Raw genomic sequence first — 16,526 nt, 5'->3', positions numbered from 1 at the left:
AAGGGGTGAGGTTATGTATTTTAAAAGAAAGGTAGACAGTTACTTAAGGCAGTGGAAGGAGAAAGAAAACAGACTTCCGCTAATCATTAAAGGTGCAAGACAGATTGGAAAGACAGAATCTATTATTCACTTTGCAGATGAGAATTATGAGAATGTGGTTTCTATAAATTTTGTGCTGGAGGGGCAGTATAAAACTATATTAAGTGACGGATATAGTGTGGAAAATATTATAAAAAATATATCCCTCATTGATCCTTCTAAAAAATTTATTGCAGGAAAAACTCTGATTGTGTTTGATGAATTGCAGGAATTTCCTGATATTTCCACTTCTTTGAAGTCTTTTAAGATGGATGGAAGATTTGATGTAATCTGCAGCGGCTCTTTGCTGGAAATTAATTATAAAAAAATTCACAGTAACAGTGTGGGATATAAAACAGATTATGAAATGTTCTCTATGGATTTTGAGGAATTTCTCTGGGCAAAAGGCTACTCAGATTTACACATCGAACAAATTCTGGAACATATGTGTTCTGGGAAGGTATTCTCTGAAACGGAATTGTCTGTTTATAAAAAACTGTTTCTTGAATATTGCGTGCTTGGGGGGATGCCCGCAGTTATCAGGCAATATATAGAAACGAACACCTTTTCCGATACATTGGAAATTCAACGTCAAATTCAACTAGATTATGAAGAGGATATTAGAAAATATGCAGAAGGATTAGACCAAACGAAAATTGCCAGTGTATACAGAAGTGTTCCGGTACAGCTGGCAAAAGAGAACAAAAAATTTCAGTTAAGTAAAATTGAGAAAAATGCAAGAAGCAGAGAGTATTCGGGCTGTATTGATTGGCTGAAGGATGCGGGAGTTGTTTCTGTGTGCTATTGTCTGGATTATCCAGAATTACCGTTAAAGGGAAATTATGATGAATTGAAATTTAAGCTGTACTATCCGGATACAGGACTGCTGATTGCGTCTTTGGACGAGGAAGCCCAAGAGGACTTACGGGCAAATAAAAATATGGGTGTTTACAAAGGTGCTTTATATGAAAACTTTGTTGCAGAGGCATTTCTGAAACAGGGTTTAGGACTATATTATTACAAAAAAGAAAATGCAACTTTAGAAGAAGACTTTTTTGTCAGAACGAAAGACGAACTGGTTCCAGTTGAAGTAAAGGCAAATAATAATCGTTCAAAATCTCTAAGAAAGTTGATTGACAATGAAAACTACAGTGATATTAAGTGGGGAATAAAACTGGCTGACAGTAATGTGGGCATAGAAAATGGAATTTATACATTTCCATATTTTTGCTCATTTTTGATTAAAAGATATCTGGCAAAAAGAGGTTAAATATAAGTGGGTACCGCATTGCTTAAAGTAATGCGGTACCCCCTTATTTAAAGTTTAAATTCTCTTCAGTTCATAGCTTCTTGAACCAAGTCCAATCTTCTGTCCATGGTCCAGGGTTGCTTCCCACTCAACATTCGGATTAGAATCCATAAAGTGATTGTGGTGGCAATGCCATTCCGGTTTCGCAAGGTTGTCACCAAGCTGACTGTTGCGGATTGGCTCAGCTGCAAGACATGCGTCTACACAAGCCTGGTCAAGGGCAATGGGGTCAAAGCTTGCGAACATTCCGATATCCGGAAGGATCGGAGCGTCGTTTTCACCGTGGCAGTCACAGTTCGGGCTGATGTCCTGAACTAGGGCAATATGGAAGCATGGACGTCCGTGACAGACTGCCTGTGCATACTCTGTCATTTTGCGGCAAAGAAGCTCATTGGAATTGCTGTGTGGATTGTGGATGGCATCAAAGCTGCAGGCACCGATGCAGCGGCCGCAGCCCTTACATTTATCATAATCGATAACAGCTTTTTTCTCAGGATATGTAATTGCGTCACTTCCGCATTCCTTGGCACAGCGTTTACAGCCACGGCACAGCTCTTCATTGATGACTGGCTTACCGCTGGCGTGCTGAGCCATTTTTCCTGCACGGCTTCCGCAGCCCATTCCGATGTTCTTAATTGCGCCGCCAAAACCGGTTGCCTCATGTCCCTTGAAATGGGTAAGACTGATGAATACATCAGCGTCCATAACAGCACGGCCGATTTTTGCAGTAGGACAATATTCTGCATTTTCTACGGGAACCTCCACATCATCAGTTCCTCGAAGTCCATCACCGATAATGATCTGACAGCCTGTGGTAACAGTATTGAACCCATTCAGATTAGCACAGTCCATGTGCTCCAGGGCGTTCTTACGGCTTCCCGGATAGAGGGTGTTACAGTCTGTAAGGAATGGCATTCCACCAAGCTCTTTACAAAGATCTGCTACTACCTTTGCATAATTGGGGCGCAGGAAAGCAAGGTTTCCAAGTTCTCCGAAATGCATTTTGATGGCAACAAATTTACCATCCATGTCGATATTTTTGATTCCGGCTGCGATACATAATTTTTTCAGCTTGTCCAGCTGGCTTGTGCCAACCTTGCAGCGAAAATCAGTGAAATAAACAGTTGATTTTTCCATAATGTACCTCATTTCTGATTTTTATTTATTTTCATAATATTCTTGTAATTGCTTTAATGTCAAGCTGTTTTGATGCTACCAGATTTTTTAATATGCTTTAAAAAAATTTCAGAACATCCTCAAGCTCTCTGCGCTTCGGCCGACTTGGTTCTTCATCTGCTGTTCCTACTGCAATAACAGCGACAATAGTCTCAGATTCCGGGATGGAGAGCATTTCGCGAATCTTATCTGCATTGCGAAGTCCCATGATCAGGGTGGAAAGACCAAGCTCTGCAGCCTTCAGGATCAGATTTTCATTCTGAAGACCAAGATCATAGCAGCCCCAGCCATTACCGATTTCATTATCAGGTGTGCCGTCCTTCTGGAAGCCGGCGCGGTTATGTACAAAGGTAGTGACGATCAAAGCGGCATGCTCAGTTTTTATATCGTTATTAGCGTAACACAGACATTCCTTACGAAGCTTCTGCTTCATATCCTCTGATAAAACACAATAATAACGCCCTGTTTCAGTATTTTTCCATGATGGGGCTTCCAAGGCTGCCTTTATAAGCTGCTGGATCTGTTCTTTGGAAATATCCGTATTGGGACTGTATTTACGCACAGATCTTCTGTTCTCAATAAGTGTCTGAAATTCCATGAGAAAACCTCCTCAATCAAATTTTTTATTATTATGGCATTATTAAGAAGAAAAATCAATCAGTCAATTGATAAAGTAATTATGAAAAGTATGGGGTTATTTCCATAACCAGAGTATTGACATTACTGACAAATTTGATGATAATAAGATTTGCTTTGTAAAGGTTACAGATGGAAAAGAGACCTTCTATTTAACTGTGAGATATAAGAACGGATACACTTTCTCCCCTGATAAGTATATAGAACCGTAGGAATTGCTTAACCAAATTAAGCAAGGAGGGAAAGGGGCAGAGCGTGATTCACGTAAGGAGTATAGTATGATTTGTGAATTAAAAGAAACAGGCAGAGCCAGTGCCCTCTTTGCAGGCTGGCAGGATAGTATAGTCTGGTCAGCGGTGCAGGGCGTAATGGGAAAAATATATGTGGATTCTCTGGAAAAACCGGAGAGCGGTGCTGTTATGCTTGGGGATTTCTGCTTCCTGAGTGGAAAAACGGACTCAGAAGTTATTTCCGGAGCGTTGGCAAACAGTGCATCAGAGGAAGTAATTTTGGTGCCTCAAAATGATGACTGGTTACAGATGATCGAGGAGTGCTACGGAGAGAAGGCCGAGAAAACAGTTCGTTATGCAATTAAAAAGGAACCTGGGGTTTTTGATTTAAAGCAGCTTCAGAAGGTAACACAAAGTCTGCCGAGAGAGTACGAAATAAAACTGATCGACCAGGCACTTTTTGAAATTTGCAGAGATACACAGTGGAGCAAAGACCTGACAGCAAACTACGAAAGCTATAGTCAATACAGAGAGTATGGACTTGGTGTTTGTATTTTAACGGGCGGGGAAGTAGTCGCAGGAATATCCTCTTATTCTGGTTATGGCAGAAGAAGTGACGAGAATCTTGGCTGCCATGGTGGAATTGAAATTGAGGTAGTAACCCGTGAAGACCACCGCAGAAAAGGTCTTGCATATATCGGAGCAGCGCGGCTGCTTCTGGAATGTGACAAACGAGGGCTTTATCCAAACTGGGATGCAGCCAATAAAATGTCTGTTGGGCTGGCAGAGAAGCTGGGTTATCATTTCAGCCACGAGTATGTGGTTTATAAAGTGAAAAAGGAGAAATTATGACGGGATTTGAAAAGCTGGAAAACAGTTTAATAGATGTAATAAAGGAAGAACAGGCCAAGCTTGGATTCAAAGAGGAGAAGATTCATTTATATTATCCTCTGTCTTCCCTGAATCATTTCTTTTCTGCCAGGGACAGCGCAGATGAAATGGCTGCCAGATTATCACATATGCCGGAAGCGCTGGTACAAAAGCTGGGTCAGGTGACCGCTACCCACAGAGGTGACCGTTTTTGTTTTTATATTCCGGAACCAGGCAGCGTGTATGTACATGAGAATATGAAAGAGAATGAGTTCATCAAGGTTCTTATCGAGCTGGTTCAGCAGCACGATTGTACGAAGGAAAAGCTGCTTAATCTGTTTGCGTCTTATGGGGAAAAAACAGAGTATCAGGATATGAATAACGGAGAGTTTGATTTTTATATCCGATTTGTGGCTAAAGAGGACGATATTTATTACTATTGTTTTAAAGACGAAGGCTTTCACTTTATTTATCATAGGTTTCTGCCGGAGGATTATGAGGAGTTCGGATTCTGACAGAGCAGATTTTTTGCGTATTTTCACAATTACATATTCAAATGCATAGAAAAGTATTCCCCACATAAACATATTATAAAATATGCTTGTGTGAGGGATTTTTTTATGATGAATTATCTTTGGGGCGGAATGCTTTTGCTTGGGGTGATTTACGGAGCATTTGCAGGAACCCTGGATGCGGTAACGGAAGCGATAATTAATTCGGCAAAGGAAGCCGTGAATCTGGTGATTGCAATTGCAGGAATCACAGCCTTTTGGACCGGCATTATGAAAATCGCAGAGCAGACGGGGCTGGTGGAAAAGCTGGCAAGGAGAATCCAGCCGCTTCTTCGCTTCCTCTTTCCTGAATTAAAGAATCAGGAGAAAGCCAATTATTATATTTCATTGAATTTTCTTTCTAATTTTCTTGGGCTGAGTCACGCAAGCACCAGCTCTGGATTGCTGGCATTTCAGGAATTGGACAGACTAAATGGTTACAGTACAATTGCCAGTAAATCCATGTGTACATTTCTGATTATCAATGTTTCCTCTCTTCAATTATTACCCATCAATATGATTGCTTATCGCGCTCAGTATGGCAGTCCGAATCCTGCTGCAATCGTAGGACCTGCCATTTTTGCTACCGGAATGAGCACGCTGGCAGCAGTGATATTTTGCAGGATTATGAATGGGAAGAAATAAATGAGCTGAATTTATAATCTTGACAAATAAGAAAACTTGTGCGTATATTGTAAAAAAGCTTTTCGAAAAAACAAATTTATACAAAGGGGAAATGGAAGATGGATTTGAAAAACTATTCAACAGGTGTCCAGCATATCGGAATTCCAACAAACGATATTGATAAAACCGTAGAATTTTATCATAAACTGGGCTTTGAAACTGCTTTTGAAACAGTTAACAAAGAAGCAGACGAGAAGGTTGTATTCCTGAAGCTTGGAACTCTGGTTGTGGAAACCTATGAGAATCACGCAGCAGCTCTTCGTGCAGGAGCAATTGATCATGTTGCACTTGATGTTAAGGACATAGAAGAGATTTATCAGTACATTAACGGGGCTGGCTTGAATACCACACAGGACAGTATTCATTTTTTACCATTCTGGGAAAAGGGAGTAAAGTTTTTCACTATTGAAGGACCGAATAAAGAGAAGGTTGAATTCAGTCAGTACTTATAAAGGATATTTACAACAGGAAGCCGGTACATTGCCTGAAACAATGTATCGGCTTTTATAAGGTGGATGAAAAATGAAACAGTTAAAAAAATGGTATCTGAATCTTTCAATTCAGAGAAAATATCTATATTGTATACTTAGCATTACGCTGGTTGTACTTTTGGCAGCCAGCTTTTTACAGTTTATGTCTGCATCAGAAATTGTAACAGAGCAGACTGTGAAACAGTCAGCAGGAGTGATCAATGAGCTGTCTGTTAACCTTGATCATTATTTTGATATGGTGGAAAATTCATTTGAATATATCGCAAACAGCAGTATTGTACAGGAAGAACTGGAATCTGATAAACCATATAAATCCGATGGGTCCGAGCTTTATTCTTATTATTCAAGGGCCGGCCAGATCAGAAGACTGCTTTTGCAGGGCTATACAAGCATATATATAAATGATATTCAGCTGTATGGTTATAACGGTGCCAACCATCTTCTTTCCAATGACAGAGGGATTAACGAAGAAAGCTCCGAAATTTCCTGCGCAATGGCAGAAAATTCCAACGGACGCTGTGTTTACTATAATGCAGTGGACGAAAATCTGATCTATATGGCAAAACAGATAAAAGATGTATTGACTATGGAGCCTCTTGGAATTTTAAGAGCTTCTATCAAAATCAGTTATTTAAAGAAAATGACACTGACGGCGCAGGAATCCTTGTCGGCTCATATATTTTTGCTGGATCAGGATAACAATATTCTTCTGGAAAGTGCCGGGGAAAATATGGATCTGAAGGATCAGAAATGGGTGGATCAGATTAATGGAAATTCCGGAAATCTGTGGCTTAATCTGGATGGGAAAGCTTACAACCTTGTTTACCAGACAAGCTCAGAAACCGGACTTACAGTTGCCGGGATGATTCCAACCAGCTTTTTACAGAAAACGGCCCGGGAACTGGAAAAAACCACTGTGATGTTGATCGGAATCAGTATTCTTCTGTGCATTCTTCTGGCTAATATTATGGCGCGCGGAATTACAAGACCTATTGAAAAAACAAGTAATGCTATGAAAAAATTTGCAAAAGGAGATTTCTCAGTGCGCCTTCCGGAAGGAAGAGCAGATGAAATCGGAGCCATGAATTTGGTTTTTAACCAGACCATTGAGAAGGTTGAGAAGCTGCTGAAGCAGATTGTAGAGATGGAAATGGTAAATAAAGATATTGAATTTCAGGCATTACAGGCACAGATCAATCCCCATTTCCTTTATAACGTGCTGGATACAATTAACTGGATGGCCAGAAAAAAGGGTGAAGAAAATATCTGCCGGATGGTAACTGCAATCAGTAACCTTATGAGGGCAAGCATCAGCAATAAACGAAGCATGGTACGTGTGAAAGAAGAACTGAAATATATTGAAGACTATCTTTTTATTCAGGAAACAAGATACGGAGATAAATTTACTTCGTATATTGAGGTAGACGAGGAACTGAATGAACTGGAAATTCCTAAGATGGTAATACAGACGCTGGTTGAAAATGCAGTTGTTCACGGAGTCGAAAATGCCACCTGGGATTGTTTCCTCTATATTTCAGGAGAAATCCAGGATGACATGGCAGTATTTAAGGTAAAGGATGACGGTGTGGGAATTTCTGCAGAAAAGCTGGAAGCTCTTTTAAAAATGGAGGAAGAACCGGAGCATAAGGCGGAAAGAACACATACAAATCTGGGTATTTATGCAGTACAAAAACGTCTGGAATATGTATATCACGGAAAAGCAAAAATGACGATCACATCAGAAAAAGAAAAGGGAACTCTGGTTGTGCTGGAAATTCCTCTGAAAAAAGCGAAGGAGATTATGAAAGATGGAACTTCAGGTAATGATATTGGATGATGAGTATATTATTTTGGATGGTTTATGCTCTTTTCCCTGGTCTGATTATGGATATCAGGTGGCTGCTACTGCGAAAAATGGTCTGGAGGGACTGGAAAAGCTGGAACATATAAAGCCAGATCTGATTCTTACAGATGTCCGGATGCCTGGAATGGATGGTCTGGATTTTGCCGAGCGGGCTCACGAGATGTATCCAGATACAGTCATTGTAATCCTGACAGGCTATGACAGCTTTGCCTATGCCCAAAAAGCAATCAGTATTGGTGTGAAGGAATATCTGCTGAAGCCCATTGATTACGATGAATTAAAAAATATGGCAGCCAGGCTTGCTGAAGAAATACGTGCAAAAAAAGAAGAACAGCAGGAGGTTCGGGATTTACAGAAGTATTTTAATCAGTCTGTACCGGAGCTAAGGTCTAAATTTGCAGGAAATCTTCTCTATGGAAGGCTTCAGGGAAAAGGAGTGGTGCAGGAGCAGGCGAAATCCCTTAAGCTGACCATCGAAAAATACATTGTATGTGTTGGAAGAAAGGTAGTTGGGGAAAAACAACTTCACGAAGGCGACAAATGGATTGAAGAATTTGCCTGTATTAATATTTTTGAGGAAATTTTCAACAATTACAATATACAGGTGTTGAGTGATTATAATACGGCTACAGCTGAGTATAACTTCATACTTTTGTTTGCGAAAGAGGAAGAAAATCAGAAATGTATGGATCTTGCACTTCAGGCCTGTGGGAAAATCCAGGAAGAAGTGGAACGGTATTTGAAAGCATGCATGAATTTTGGAATCAGTGATATTTCGGAAGATGAATATCAGGCGAATGCCCAGTACCGAAAAGCCCAGAAGGCTTGCAGACAGTGCATTTATCTTGGAATGAACATTATTCTGAAATATGAAGACCTGCAATACGAGGAACAGAAGGAGTTTGTGATCACACAAGGCGAAAGAATGCACTTCATGATGACACTGTTTCAGGAAAGCTTCGAAAAGGCGGAAGAGGAATTGCGCCAGCTTTTTGCCCAGGCACCGGAGGATGGGGCAGCTGTTAAATTTGCAGCAATGGATCTGCTGTTTGGGTGTATGAAGTTTCCATACACCTGTGCAGTGGACAGTGAAATACATAATAAAAACTGGAATTTTTCTGTACTTCAGGATGGAGTAAAACGAATTTCCCAATGTGAAACTACAGAAGAAGTCCTGAATTGTATGTTTAATCTGTTTGGAACACTGATCAAGCAGAATACAGAAGGCTCAGATGAGCGGAACCGGAAGCTGGTTCAGAGCATATTATCATACATTGAGAAAAATTATGCCACGGATATTTCAATGGATGATCTTACAGAAAAGTTTCATGTGAGCCGAACCTATATCAGCCGGCTTCTGAAGAAATATGCAGGAAAAAGCTTTCTGGAATATCTGACAGATGTGCGTTTTAAGCATGTGGAGAAGCTGATAGCAGATGATCGCTATAAGCAATATGAAATAGCAGAAATGGTAGGATATAAGGATTTCGGATATTACATTAAGGTGTTTAAAAAGCGATACGGCATTACCCCTAATGAGTTCCGTAAACATATCTAAAAGCAATGGGAGATTTGTGCACAAAAGGAAACTGTGTACAAATCTCCCATTTTTACTTTTATTTCCAATTGTTTATAAAAGCACCAGAAGGTAAAATAAAATCATCAAAAGCGAGGAAACCTAAAATAAAAGGAGGAAAATGAAATGAAAAATATGAGAAAAATGGTATCTCTGGTGCTGACAGCAGCTATGACAGCTGGTCTTATGACAGGAATGGGAGCGTTAACCGCTTCAGCAGACAGCGAGAGAACCAAGATTACTGCACTGTTAAAAGGAACGGAATCAACAGAGCAGTTTCAGACCTTTGACTATCTTCTGAAAAACTTCTGTGACGAGAAAGGCCTGGATTATGAAATTGAACTTGTAAACGATATGCAGGACTATTTCACAAAGCTGCAGATGTACATCAACAGTGATACACTTCCAGACATCTTTGGATGCCCGAATGGAACACTTTCCGCAGCCTGCAAGGACATTGATGCACTGGTTGATGTAGGTGCAGAGCTGGAAAGAAACGGATATGCAGATAAACTGAATGGAGCAATCCGCGATTTCCTTACTGATGCAGATGACGGAAATCTGTACCTGTTTCCACAGGGTCTGTACTGTGAATACTTCATGTACAGAAAAGACATTTTTGAAGATGCAGGAATTACAGATGCACCAACAACCTGGGAAGAGTTTGAAGAGGATTGCCAGAAAATTGCAGATTTAGGTGAGATTCCGGTAATCGTAGGTGGTTCCGATGCATGGCAGCTTATGAGATACCTTTCCTTCTCTCCATGGAGAGTAACAGGTCCTGAATTTATCCAGGGATATCAGGCAGGAACAGATTCCTTTAGTGAAAATGAGTCTGCAAAATATGCAGTAAATCTTCTTTCTGATCTTGGAACAAAAGGATATTTTGAGCCTGGATTTGCAAGTGTAGACTTTACATCCGCATGCAACCTGTTCTTCGGTGGTACAGGAGCAATCTTCTATACCGGCTCCGGACAGATCAGCCTGGCAGAAGAGATGTATGATAACGGAGAACTCGGATTCTTCCCGGTACCGGATACAGAAGGCATGGATAATATGGCTACAAATGTACCGATCCATGCAGGATTTGCAGAAGGCTTTAATAAAGCTACATATGATGATACAATGCAGGAATTCTTTGATTATATGTGCGAGAACTTCTCCGATGCTTGCTACAATCAGGCACATGTATTCTCTCCATTTAACGAGGATTCTCTTCCAGAAGGACTTCCGCAGCTGTACTATGACACTCAGCCAATGTTCGAGGACGCAGAAACAGCATGGACTTCCTGGGATGACAAGCTTGATTCTGATGTAATGACAAAAATTGTTGATGAACAGCAGAAGCTGGCACAGGGAATCACCACACCAGACGAATTTATTGAAACCTGTGATTCTTTTATTAAATAAAGAATTTTAAGTGTGCAGGAATGAGACTGGCGGAAAATTTGCCAGTCTCTTTTAAAGAAAGGAGAGAGTCTTATGCAGAAAGCATTTGGAAAGAAATCAGTAATTTTTATGTTTCTTTTTCCTGCATTCCTTATCTATACTGCATTTGTTATTGTGTCCATTGTATGGGCAGGTTATTACAGCTTTTTTGACTGGAGCGGTGTAGGCGAGAAAATATTTGTAGGATTCAAGAATTATGTGGAGCTTTTAACACAAGATACCGTGTTCCGCTCTACAGTATGGCATACAATTGTTTATACGATTATCAATGTGGCAATTCAGGTATTTGGAGGCTTACTGTTTGCAGTCCTTCTTTCCCGAATCAAAAGAGGCAGAGTTGCTTTACAGACTTTGTATTATATTCCGGTAGTAATTTCATCAGTTGCAATCTGCCAGATTTTTACAAAACTGTTCTCTGTAACACCAATTGGAATCGTGAATCAGATTTTATCCTTCATAAACCCTTCATTCAAGTTCATGGAGTGGATATCAAATCCGCAGATTTCACTGTACGTAACAGCGTTTGTAGAGGCTTATAAATATCTGGGACTGTATATGGTTATTTTCTATGCAGCACTGATCGGTGTACCGGATGAACTTGGTGAAGCAGCATTGATTGACGGAGCAGCAGTATGGCAGGAATATCTGTATGTGAAAATTCCATACATCAAACCGGTTATCATTGCCAACTGTCTTCTGGTATTAAATGGATCATTGAGATCCTTTGAGTTCTCATACCTGCTGACACATGGCGGACCTGGAAATGCATCAGAGCTTATGACAACCTATATGTACAAACAGGCCTTCAGCAGTATGAAATATGGATACGGAAGTGCCGTAGCCATTATGATCGTAATTATTTGTATGGTAGTAGGATTATTATTCCGTAAATTCTCAGGAGAGGGGGAAGACGAATGAAAAAGAAAAAAGTTTCCATTCCCAGCATTATTAAATGGGTCATTGCGTTATTCCTGGTTATTATGCAGGTGTATCCCTTCTTCTATGTATTTACCTCCAGCTTTAAGTCATTAGATGACTTCAGAAAGCTTCCGGCATATGCGCTTCCATCTAAGTGGATATTAACAAACTTTATTAACGTTTTTACAAAGAGCCATATGCTGACTTATTTTAAGAACAGTATTATTGTTTTAATCGGTGTATTAGTTCCATTACTTTTATTTGCACTGATGGCTGGATTTGCACTTAGCAAAATCAAGTTCAGAGGAAGAAAAATAATCCTGAACTATTTCCTGCTTGGATTAATGCTTCCTATGCAGGTTGCCTTAATTCCACTGTTTAGTATTTTTAACAAAATGGGATTGATCAATACATATCCGGCGATCATTTTACCGCAGATTGCATTTTCATTATCCTATTCCATCCAGCTGTTTTATTCCTTCAATAAATTCTTCCCGGAGGAAATGCTGGAAGCCGCTATTATTGACGGATGCTCTCCGATAGGCTGCTTTTTCAAAATGGTAGTGCCGATGTCTTTGAACTCCATCATTACAGTAGCTACCATGCAGGCTGTCTTCTGCTGGAATGAATATATTAATGCTTATACATTTACAAGATCCACAGATATGAAAACAATTACACTGGGTCTGAATGACTTTGTGGGAAGCATGGGACTGACTGACTGGGGCGCAACCTTTGCTGCGATTACAGTTACAGTACTCCCGGTATTTATTTTCTATTTCTTCAGCAGCAAGAAGATGCTTGCAGGTATGACAGCAGGCGCTGTGAAGGGATGAGTAAACCGTGACATTAATGTAGGATTTTTTAATTATTACTGTGAGTTGGTTATAAATCAGAAAAAACGGCGTGGTATGAACGCCTGTAAAGAAAAGGAGAATATATTATGCAGAAATTATACTATCAGTTTCCAGAAACATGGTTTGGTGATTGCATGCCATTCGGACATGGAGATAAATTTTATTTATATCATCAGAGAGATACCAGAAAACCAGGACCGTTTGGCGAGCCATTTGGCTGGGATTTAGCAACAACCTCCGATTTTGTTCATTATGAAGACTGTGGCGTGGCAATTCCAAGAGGAACTGACGAAGAGCAGGATCAGTTTATTTTCGCAGGAAGTGTTTTTGAAGCAGAGGGACAGTATCATATTTTCTACACCGGCTACAACCGTGATTATCCGGCACTTGGAAAACCATCTCAGGTACTGATGCATGCATATAGTGATGATCTGGTTACCTGGCACAAAACTCAGGATGCTCTTACCTTTACTCCACAGGAAGGCTATGATCCGGATGACTGGAGAGATCCGTGGGTAATCCGTGATGAGGAAAATGACCAGTATTTACTGATTCTTGGAGCAAGACTGCAGGGACCAAAAACAAGACAGACAGGAAGAACCGTTAAATTTACTTCCAAGGATCTGAAAAACTGGAAGTTTGAAGGTGATTTCTGGGCACCGGACCTTTATACCATGCATGAAATGCCAGACCTGTTTAAAATTGGTGACTGGTGGTATCACATTGTAACAGAATACAGTGACAGAAGCAAAATGGTTTACCGCATGAGCAAGAGCTTGAACGGTCCATGGATCGCACCAAAGGATGATGCATTCGACGGCAGAGCTTATTATGCAGGACGTACCTTTGAGCTGAACGGACAGAGAATCCTGTTTGGCTGGGTTGCAACAAAAGACAAAGACGATGACGATGAAAACTTTATCTGGGCAGGAACCTTTATGGCACATGAGGTATACCAGAAAGAGGATGGCACTCTTGGTGTAAGAATTCCGGAAACTGTATGGAATGCTTTTGACAAAGAGGAAAAGAAGGATGATTTCGTTATCGACACACCAACTAAGAGTTCAGAAGTAGTTGTTGGAAGAAATACCGGTGACATTTTCAAATTTGAAGCAGATGTGGAGTTCTCTGAGGGCACAAGAACATTTGGCGTGAGATTTTATGAGGATGAGGACAAAGCAGAATCTTATCAGTTTGTATTTAATGTTACAGAGAACCGTTATGTATTTGAGAAGAAACCGAACTGGCCATGGCCTGCAAATCAGAACATCGGACTGGAAAGACCAATTGATCTGATCCCGGGAAAGAAATACAACATCCGTATGATCGTGGATGATACAATTGCTACCATTTATGTGGATGGTGTGGCTTTGAATGCACGTGCATACAAGAGACCGGGAGAAAGCTTATCCCTGTTTGCTTCTGAGGGAAGCCTGAGGGTTACAAATTGTAAGGTGACTACTGGGTTGAAGTAATTTAGTGCAGCTGAAAAGAGGGAGATGCGAAAAAACTCAATCGAGTTTTTTCACATCCCCTTTTTAATATCTGTTTTATTCCTTTGTTTTTCCCTCCATAGTCTGCTGTTCATGATTATAAATCCAGCTGGGCGTCATACTTTCGCTTCCATCTCCGTATACAGAAACAGCAATGTACTTTCCGTCTTTCACATAATATCCAATTTCCAGTTTCAGATTCGCTGCCAGTGGTCCGCCTTGTTTCCGGCTTTCTCCTATCTGAATATCGGCATTGCTGATATCAAAGGTAGTCTGTGTAAAATTGCCTTCCGAACCATATTCCATCGTTACGCTGTCCTCATCAGATTCTGTAAGGACTCCGTTTATATATATGATTTCCGATTCTGGTTCGTCGGCAGCACTGCTCTCAGAAGAGGAGGTCTCTTTATTATTCGGGGACTGTCCACATCCCGGAAGACCTGCCAGCAATATCCCAAGCATTATGAATCATGCTGTCATTCTTTTGTATCTCATTTTTCTCTTTCCCCTGTTGTAAATGATGATTTTCCTTTGATTCTGCCCTCCCTGTTAATAATCCTCAGAAGTTTCCTCTTCCTCGTCTATATAATCTGCATCCCCGGATTCTTCATACTCCTGCGTATCCTCTTCTGCCTGGGTATTTCTCTGTTCCATATTATACAGCTGACTGGGTGAAAAATATTCTGTCCCATCGCTGTATACATAAGTAGCAATGTTCACTCCATCTTTCACATAATAATTTACATCTACATTAAGGCTTGTTCTAAGACCACTGACTCCGATCACTTCATCTACCTGAATATCCAGCTCTGCACTGCTGATGTCAAAAGTCATTTCATAGAAATCTCCATCAGAGCCTGTCTCTATTGTCATGGTAGAGTCATCGTTATATCTTACATTTCCGCTGACGGACTTCATTTCATAATTATAAACCCAGCTTGGGGTCATACTTTCACTTCCGTCTCCATATACAGAAACAGCAATGTAATCTCCATTCTCCACATAATATCCAATTTTAAGATTCAGATTTGCCGCTAAAGGTCCCCCCTGTTTCTTGTTTTCGCCTATCTGAATATCCGCATTACTGATATCAAAAGTTGTCTGATTAAAATCCCCGTCAGATCCATACTCGATTGTTACACTGTCCTCATCGGAATCTGTTAAAACTCCGTTTATATATGTAATTTCTTTTTCCGCTTCTGAAGATGTGTTTCCTATATTGCCGGACTGAGACCCTGAGCCTGTCTGCGCAGCTGCTTTCGTAGGTTTTGGTGCTGCTGTGGCCGCCGCCTTGGTCGGTTCCGAAGCAGATGTTCCTCCATTCCCCTCTGTCAGTCCGCATCCGGAAAAACACGTTGCTGCTATTCCCAATGCCATAAATACTGCTGTCAATTTCTTGTAGTTCATTTTCTCTTCCTCCTGACATAATATTTTTCTTTCATTATACGCCTTTAACTTATCCATTTTGCAGAAACTGTCAAAATTACGTCTCTTATTGGAATAATTTCCTTTTTTTCTTTTTTATTTATTTTTATTTTATACCTGCAAATTCATATTTTGTAAAACTTACCTTCCTGATATTCTGCTTTTATAAGCTTGTCCGATATGATAAAATATTGATAAGATAAAGAAAAAGGAACTACACATTATGACGCCAAAACAAAAAATCAAACAAATTATCTTATTGGTTTTCGGTCTGTCTGTTGCTCACCTGGGTGTGACTTTTTTTATTCAGGCAAATCTGGGAACTGACCCCTTTAATGTCCTTGTGCAGGGAATCTTCCGCAGTGTCCCATGGCCGGCAGCTCTTAACTGGACCCACGGACGAACTCACATGATGATCTGTTTTCTGATCATTATGGTGCTGCTTTTCATTGACCGAAGCTACATACGAATTGGAACGATCATCTGTATGTTTCTTGGCGGACCTATTATTGATCTTTTTACCGTCCTGCTTGGAGACTGTATCAACAGTTCTCTGCCCATAGCAGTGCGCATCATCGTCCTTGTAGCAGGATGTATCATCCTTGCTCTTGGCATGACCATAGTGATCAAATCGGAAGCGGGAACAGGTCCCAATGATCTGGTTGCCATTGTCATCAGCGACAAAAGTCACAAACCTTTCGGCATCGTGCGCATCCTGACAGACTGCTTCTTTGTGATCGCAGGTTTTCTGCTTGGAGGAACCTTTGGACTGGGAACTATTATCTGTGCCTTTATCGTAGGTCCTGTCGCACAGATCTTTATGCCATATTCCCAACGCTTCTGCAAAAAAATAATCGGAAATTAAACTCATACCCGGCTGCCATGTTGTCACGGCTGCCGGGTACGGGTTTTTAAATAA

16 protein-coding genes are annotated in these 16,526 nt (G+C 40.5%); 12 read left to right on the top strand and 4 right to left on the bottom strand.

What is annotated here, in order from left to right; all coding sequences use genetic code 11:
• Window positions 1-13: 13 nt before the first annotated feature.
• Entirely contained in the window at window positions 14-1,348 is a 1,335-nt protein-coding gene (locus tag DWZ38_RS00880) for an ATP-binding protein (RefSeq protein ID WP_117849447.1), read from the top strand.
• 54 nt (window positions 1,349-1,402) lie between these two features.
• On the opposite strand, the gene DWZ38_RS00875 is transcribed toward DWZ38_RS00880, so the two are convergent.
• Together DWZ38_RS00875 and DWZ38_RS00870 are read right to left on the bottom strand one after the other, a co-directional pair.
• Window positions 1,403-2,524: a DUF362 domain-containing protein gene (locus DWZ38_RS00875; RefSeq protein WP_117849446.1), complete on the bottom strand. Its 1,122-nt coding sequence runs from the start codon at window positions 2,522-2,524 to the stop codon at window positions 1,403-1,405.
• A gap of 97 nt (window positions 2,525-2,621) precedes the next feature.
• Window positions 2,622-3,161, bottom strand: coding sequence for a nitroreductase family protein (locus DWZ38_RS00870; protein ID WP_117849445.1), 540 nt, complete (start codon window positions 3,159-3,161; stop codon window positions 2,622-2,624).
• Window positions 3,162-3,477: 316 nt separating this feature from the next.
• Here DWZ38_RS00870 and DWZ38_RS00865 point away from each other — a divergent pair, with 316 nt between their 5' ends.
• The 10 genes from DWZ38_RS00865 (at window position 3,478) to DWZ38_RS00820 (ending at window position 14,164) form a co-directional block, all read left to right on the top strand.
• Window positions 3,478-4,281 (top strand): GNAT family N-acetyltransferase, encoded by an 804-nt coding sequence (locus DWZ38_RS00865; RefSeq protein ID WP_117849444.1) that lies wholly within the window; start codon window positions 3,478-3,480, stop codon window positions 4,279-4,281.
• Window positions 4,278-4,814 (top strand): DUF3877 family protein, encoded by a 537-nt coding sequence (locus tag DWZ38_RS00860; protein WP_117849443.1) that lies wholly within the window; start codon window positions 4,278-4,280, stop codon window positions 4,812-4,814. Before DWZ38_RS00865 ends, DWZ38_RS00860 begins: the two co-directional genes overlap by 4 nt.
• A 105-nt stretch (window positions 4,815-4,919) precedes the next feature.
• Window positions 4,920-5,495, top strand: a complete 576-nt coding sequence (locus DWZ38_RS00855) for a nucleoside recognition protein (protein ID WP_117849442.1) — start codon at window positions 4,920-4,922, stop codon at window positions 5,493-5,495.
• A gap of 98 nt (window positions 5,496-5,593) precedes the next feature.
• Entirely contained in the window at window positions 5,594-5,986 is a 393-nt protein-coding gene (locus tag DWZ38_RS00850) for a VOC family protein (RefSeq protein ID WP_117849441.1), read from the top strand.
• 70 nt (window positions 5,987-6,056) lie between these two features.
• Window positions 6,057-7,862, top strand: coding sequence for a sensor histidine kinase (locus DWZ38_RS00845; protein WP_117849440.1), 1,806 nt, complete (start codon window positions 6,057-6,059; stop codon window positions 7,860-7,862).
• Entirely contained in the window at window positions 7,834-9,447 is a 1,614-nt protein-coding gene (locus tag DWZ38_RS00840; RefSeq protein ID WP_117849439.1) for a response regulator, read from the top strand. The genes DWZ38_RS00845 and DWZ38_RS00840 overlap by 29 nt, the downstream gene beginning before the upstream one ends.
• A 144-nt stretch (window positions 9,448-9,591) precedes the next feature.
• Window positions 9,592-10,875, top strand: a complete 1,284-nt coding sequence (locus DWZ38_RS00835) for an ABC transporter substrate-binding protein (RefSeq protein WP_117849438.1) — start codon at window positions 9,592-9,594, stop codon at window positions 10,873-10,875.
• Between the two features lie 72 nt (window positions 10,876-10,947).
• The gene (locus tag DWZ38_RS00830; protein WP_021924801.1) at window positions 10,948-11,832 is read left to right on the top strand and encodes a sugar ABC transporter permease; all 885 of its coding nucleotides are present in this window, start codon (window positions 10,948-10,950) and stop codon (window positions 11,830-11,832) included.
• Entirely contained in the window at window positions 11,829-12,668 is an 840-nt protein-coding gene (locus tag DWZ38_RS00825) for a carbohydrate ABC transporter permease (protein ID WP_117849437.1), read from the top strand. The genes DWZ38_RS00830 and DWZ38_RS00825 overlap by 4 nt, the downstream gene beginning before the upstream one ends.
• Before the next feature lie 107 nt (window positions 12,669-12,775).
• Complete coding sequence (locus DWZ38_RS00820) at window positions 12,776-14,164, top strand: glycoside hydrolase family 32 protein (RefSeq protein WP_117849436.1); 1,389 nt, start codon at window positions 12,776-12,778, stop codon at window positions 14,162-14,164.
• Between the two features lie 75 nt (window positions 14,165-14,239).
• Here the strand turns inward: DWZ38_RS00820 and DWZ38_RS00815 are convergent, their stop codons facing one another.
• Together DWZ38_RS00815 and DWZ38_RS00810 are read right to left on the bottom strand one after the other, a co-directional pair.
• A complete protein-coding gene (locus DWZ38_RS00815) occupies window positions 14,240-14,644 on the bottom strand; it encodes a hypothetical protein (RefSeq protein WP_117849435.1) in 405 nt (134 codons plus the stop codon).
• An 87-nt stretch (window positions 14,645-14,731) separates the two neighbouring features.
• Window positions 14,732-15,589, bottom strand: a complete 858-nt coding sequence (locus DWZ38_RS00810) for a hypothetical protein (protein ID WP_117849434.1) — start codon at window positions 15,587-15,589, stop codon at window positions 14,732-14,734.
• Window positions 15,590-15,830: 241 nt separating this feature from the next.
• Here DWZ38_RS00810 and DWZ38_RS00805 point away from each other — a divergent pair, with 241 nt between their 5' ends.
• The gene (locus DWZ38_RS00805; RefSeq protein ID WP_117849433.1) at window positions 15,831-16,472 is read left to right on the top strand and encodes a hypothetical protein; all 642 of its coding nucleotides are present in this window, start codon (window positions 15,831-15,833) and stop codon (window positions 16,470-16,472) included.
• Window positions 16,473-16,526: the final 54 nt, after the last annotated feature.

The organism is Ruminococcus sp. AF31-8BH (assembly GCF_003460605.1).
Lineage (GTDB): Bacteria > Bacillota > Clostridia > Lachnospirales > Lachnospiraceae > Blautia_A > Blautia_A acetigignens.
The sequence above is the reverse complement of the archived record's forward strand: the minus strand, read 5'-3'. Positions and strand labels throughout refer to the sequence as shown.

Excerpts from the sequence above, each read along its gene's own strand:
- DWZ38_RS00830 (WP_021924801.1), top strand. The coding sequence starts at position 10,948 with ATGCAGAAAGCATTTGGAAAGAAATCAGTAATTTTTATGTTTCTTTTT.
- DWZ38_RS00875 (WP_117849446.1), bottom strand. The coding sequence starts at position 2,524 with ATGGAAAAATCAACTGTTTATTTCACTGATTTTCGCTGCAAGGTTGGC.
- DWZ38_RS00845 (WP_117849440.1), top strand. The coding sequence starts at position 6,057 with ATGAAACAGTTAAAAAAATGGTATCTGAATCTTTCAATTCAGAGAAAA.
- DWZ38_RS00815 (WP_117849435.1), bottom strand. The coding sequence starts at position 14,644 with ATGCTTGGGATATTGCTGGCAGGTCTTCCGGGATGTGGACAGTCCCCG.
- DWZ38_RS00855 (WP_117849442.1), top strand. The coding sequence starts at position 4,920 with ATGATGAATTATCTTTGGGGCGGAATGCTTTTGCTTGGGGTGATTTAC.
- DWZ38_RS00840 (WP_117849439.1), top strand. The coding sequence starts at position 7,834 with ATGGAACTTCAGGTAATGATATTGGATGATGAGTATATTATTTTGGAT.
- DWZ38_RS00850 (WP_117849441.1), top strand. The coding sequence starts at position 5,594 with ATGGATTTGAAAAACTATTCAACAGGTGTCCAGCATATCGGAATTCCA.
- DWZ38_RS00865 (WP_117849444.1), top strand. The coding sequence starts at position 3,478 with ATGATTTGTGAATTAAAAGAAACAGGCAGAGCCAGTGCCCTCTTTGCA.
- DWZ38_RS00810 (WP_117849434.1), bottom strand. The coding sequence starts at position 15,589 with ATGAACTACAAGAAATTGACAGCAGTATTTATGGCATTGGGAATAGCA.
- DWZ38_RS00880 (WP_117849447.1), top strand. The coding sequence starts at position 14 with ATGTATTTTAAAAGAAAGGTAGACAGTTACTTAAGGCAGTGGAAGGAG.
- DWZ38_RS00870 (WP_117849445.1), bottom strand. The coding sequence starts at position 3,161 with ATGGAATTTCAGACACTTATTGAGAACAGAAGATCTGTGCGTAAATAC.
- DWZ38_RS00825 (WP_117849437.1), top strand. The coding sequence starts at position 11,829 with ATGAAAAAGAAAAAAGTTTCCATTCCCAGCATTATTAAATGGGTCATT.
- DWZ38_RS00805 (WP_117849433.1), top strand. The coding sequence starts at position 15,831 with ATGACGCCAAAACAAAAAATCAAACAAATTATCTTATTGGTTTTCGGT.
- DWZ38_RS00860 (WP_117849443.1), top strand. The coding sequence starts at position 4,278 with ATGACGGGATTTGAAAAGCTGGAAAACAGTTTAATAGATGTAATAAAG.
- DWZ38_RS00835 (WP_117849438.1), top strand. The coding sequence starts at position 9,592 with ATGAAAAATATGAGAAAAATGGTATCTCTGGTGCTGACAGCAGCTATG.
- DWZ38_RS00820 (WP_117849436.1), top strand. The coding sequence starts at position 12,776 with ATGCAGAAATTATACTATCAGTTTCCAGAAACATGGTTTGGTGATTGC.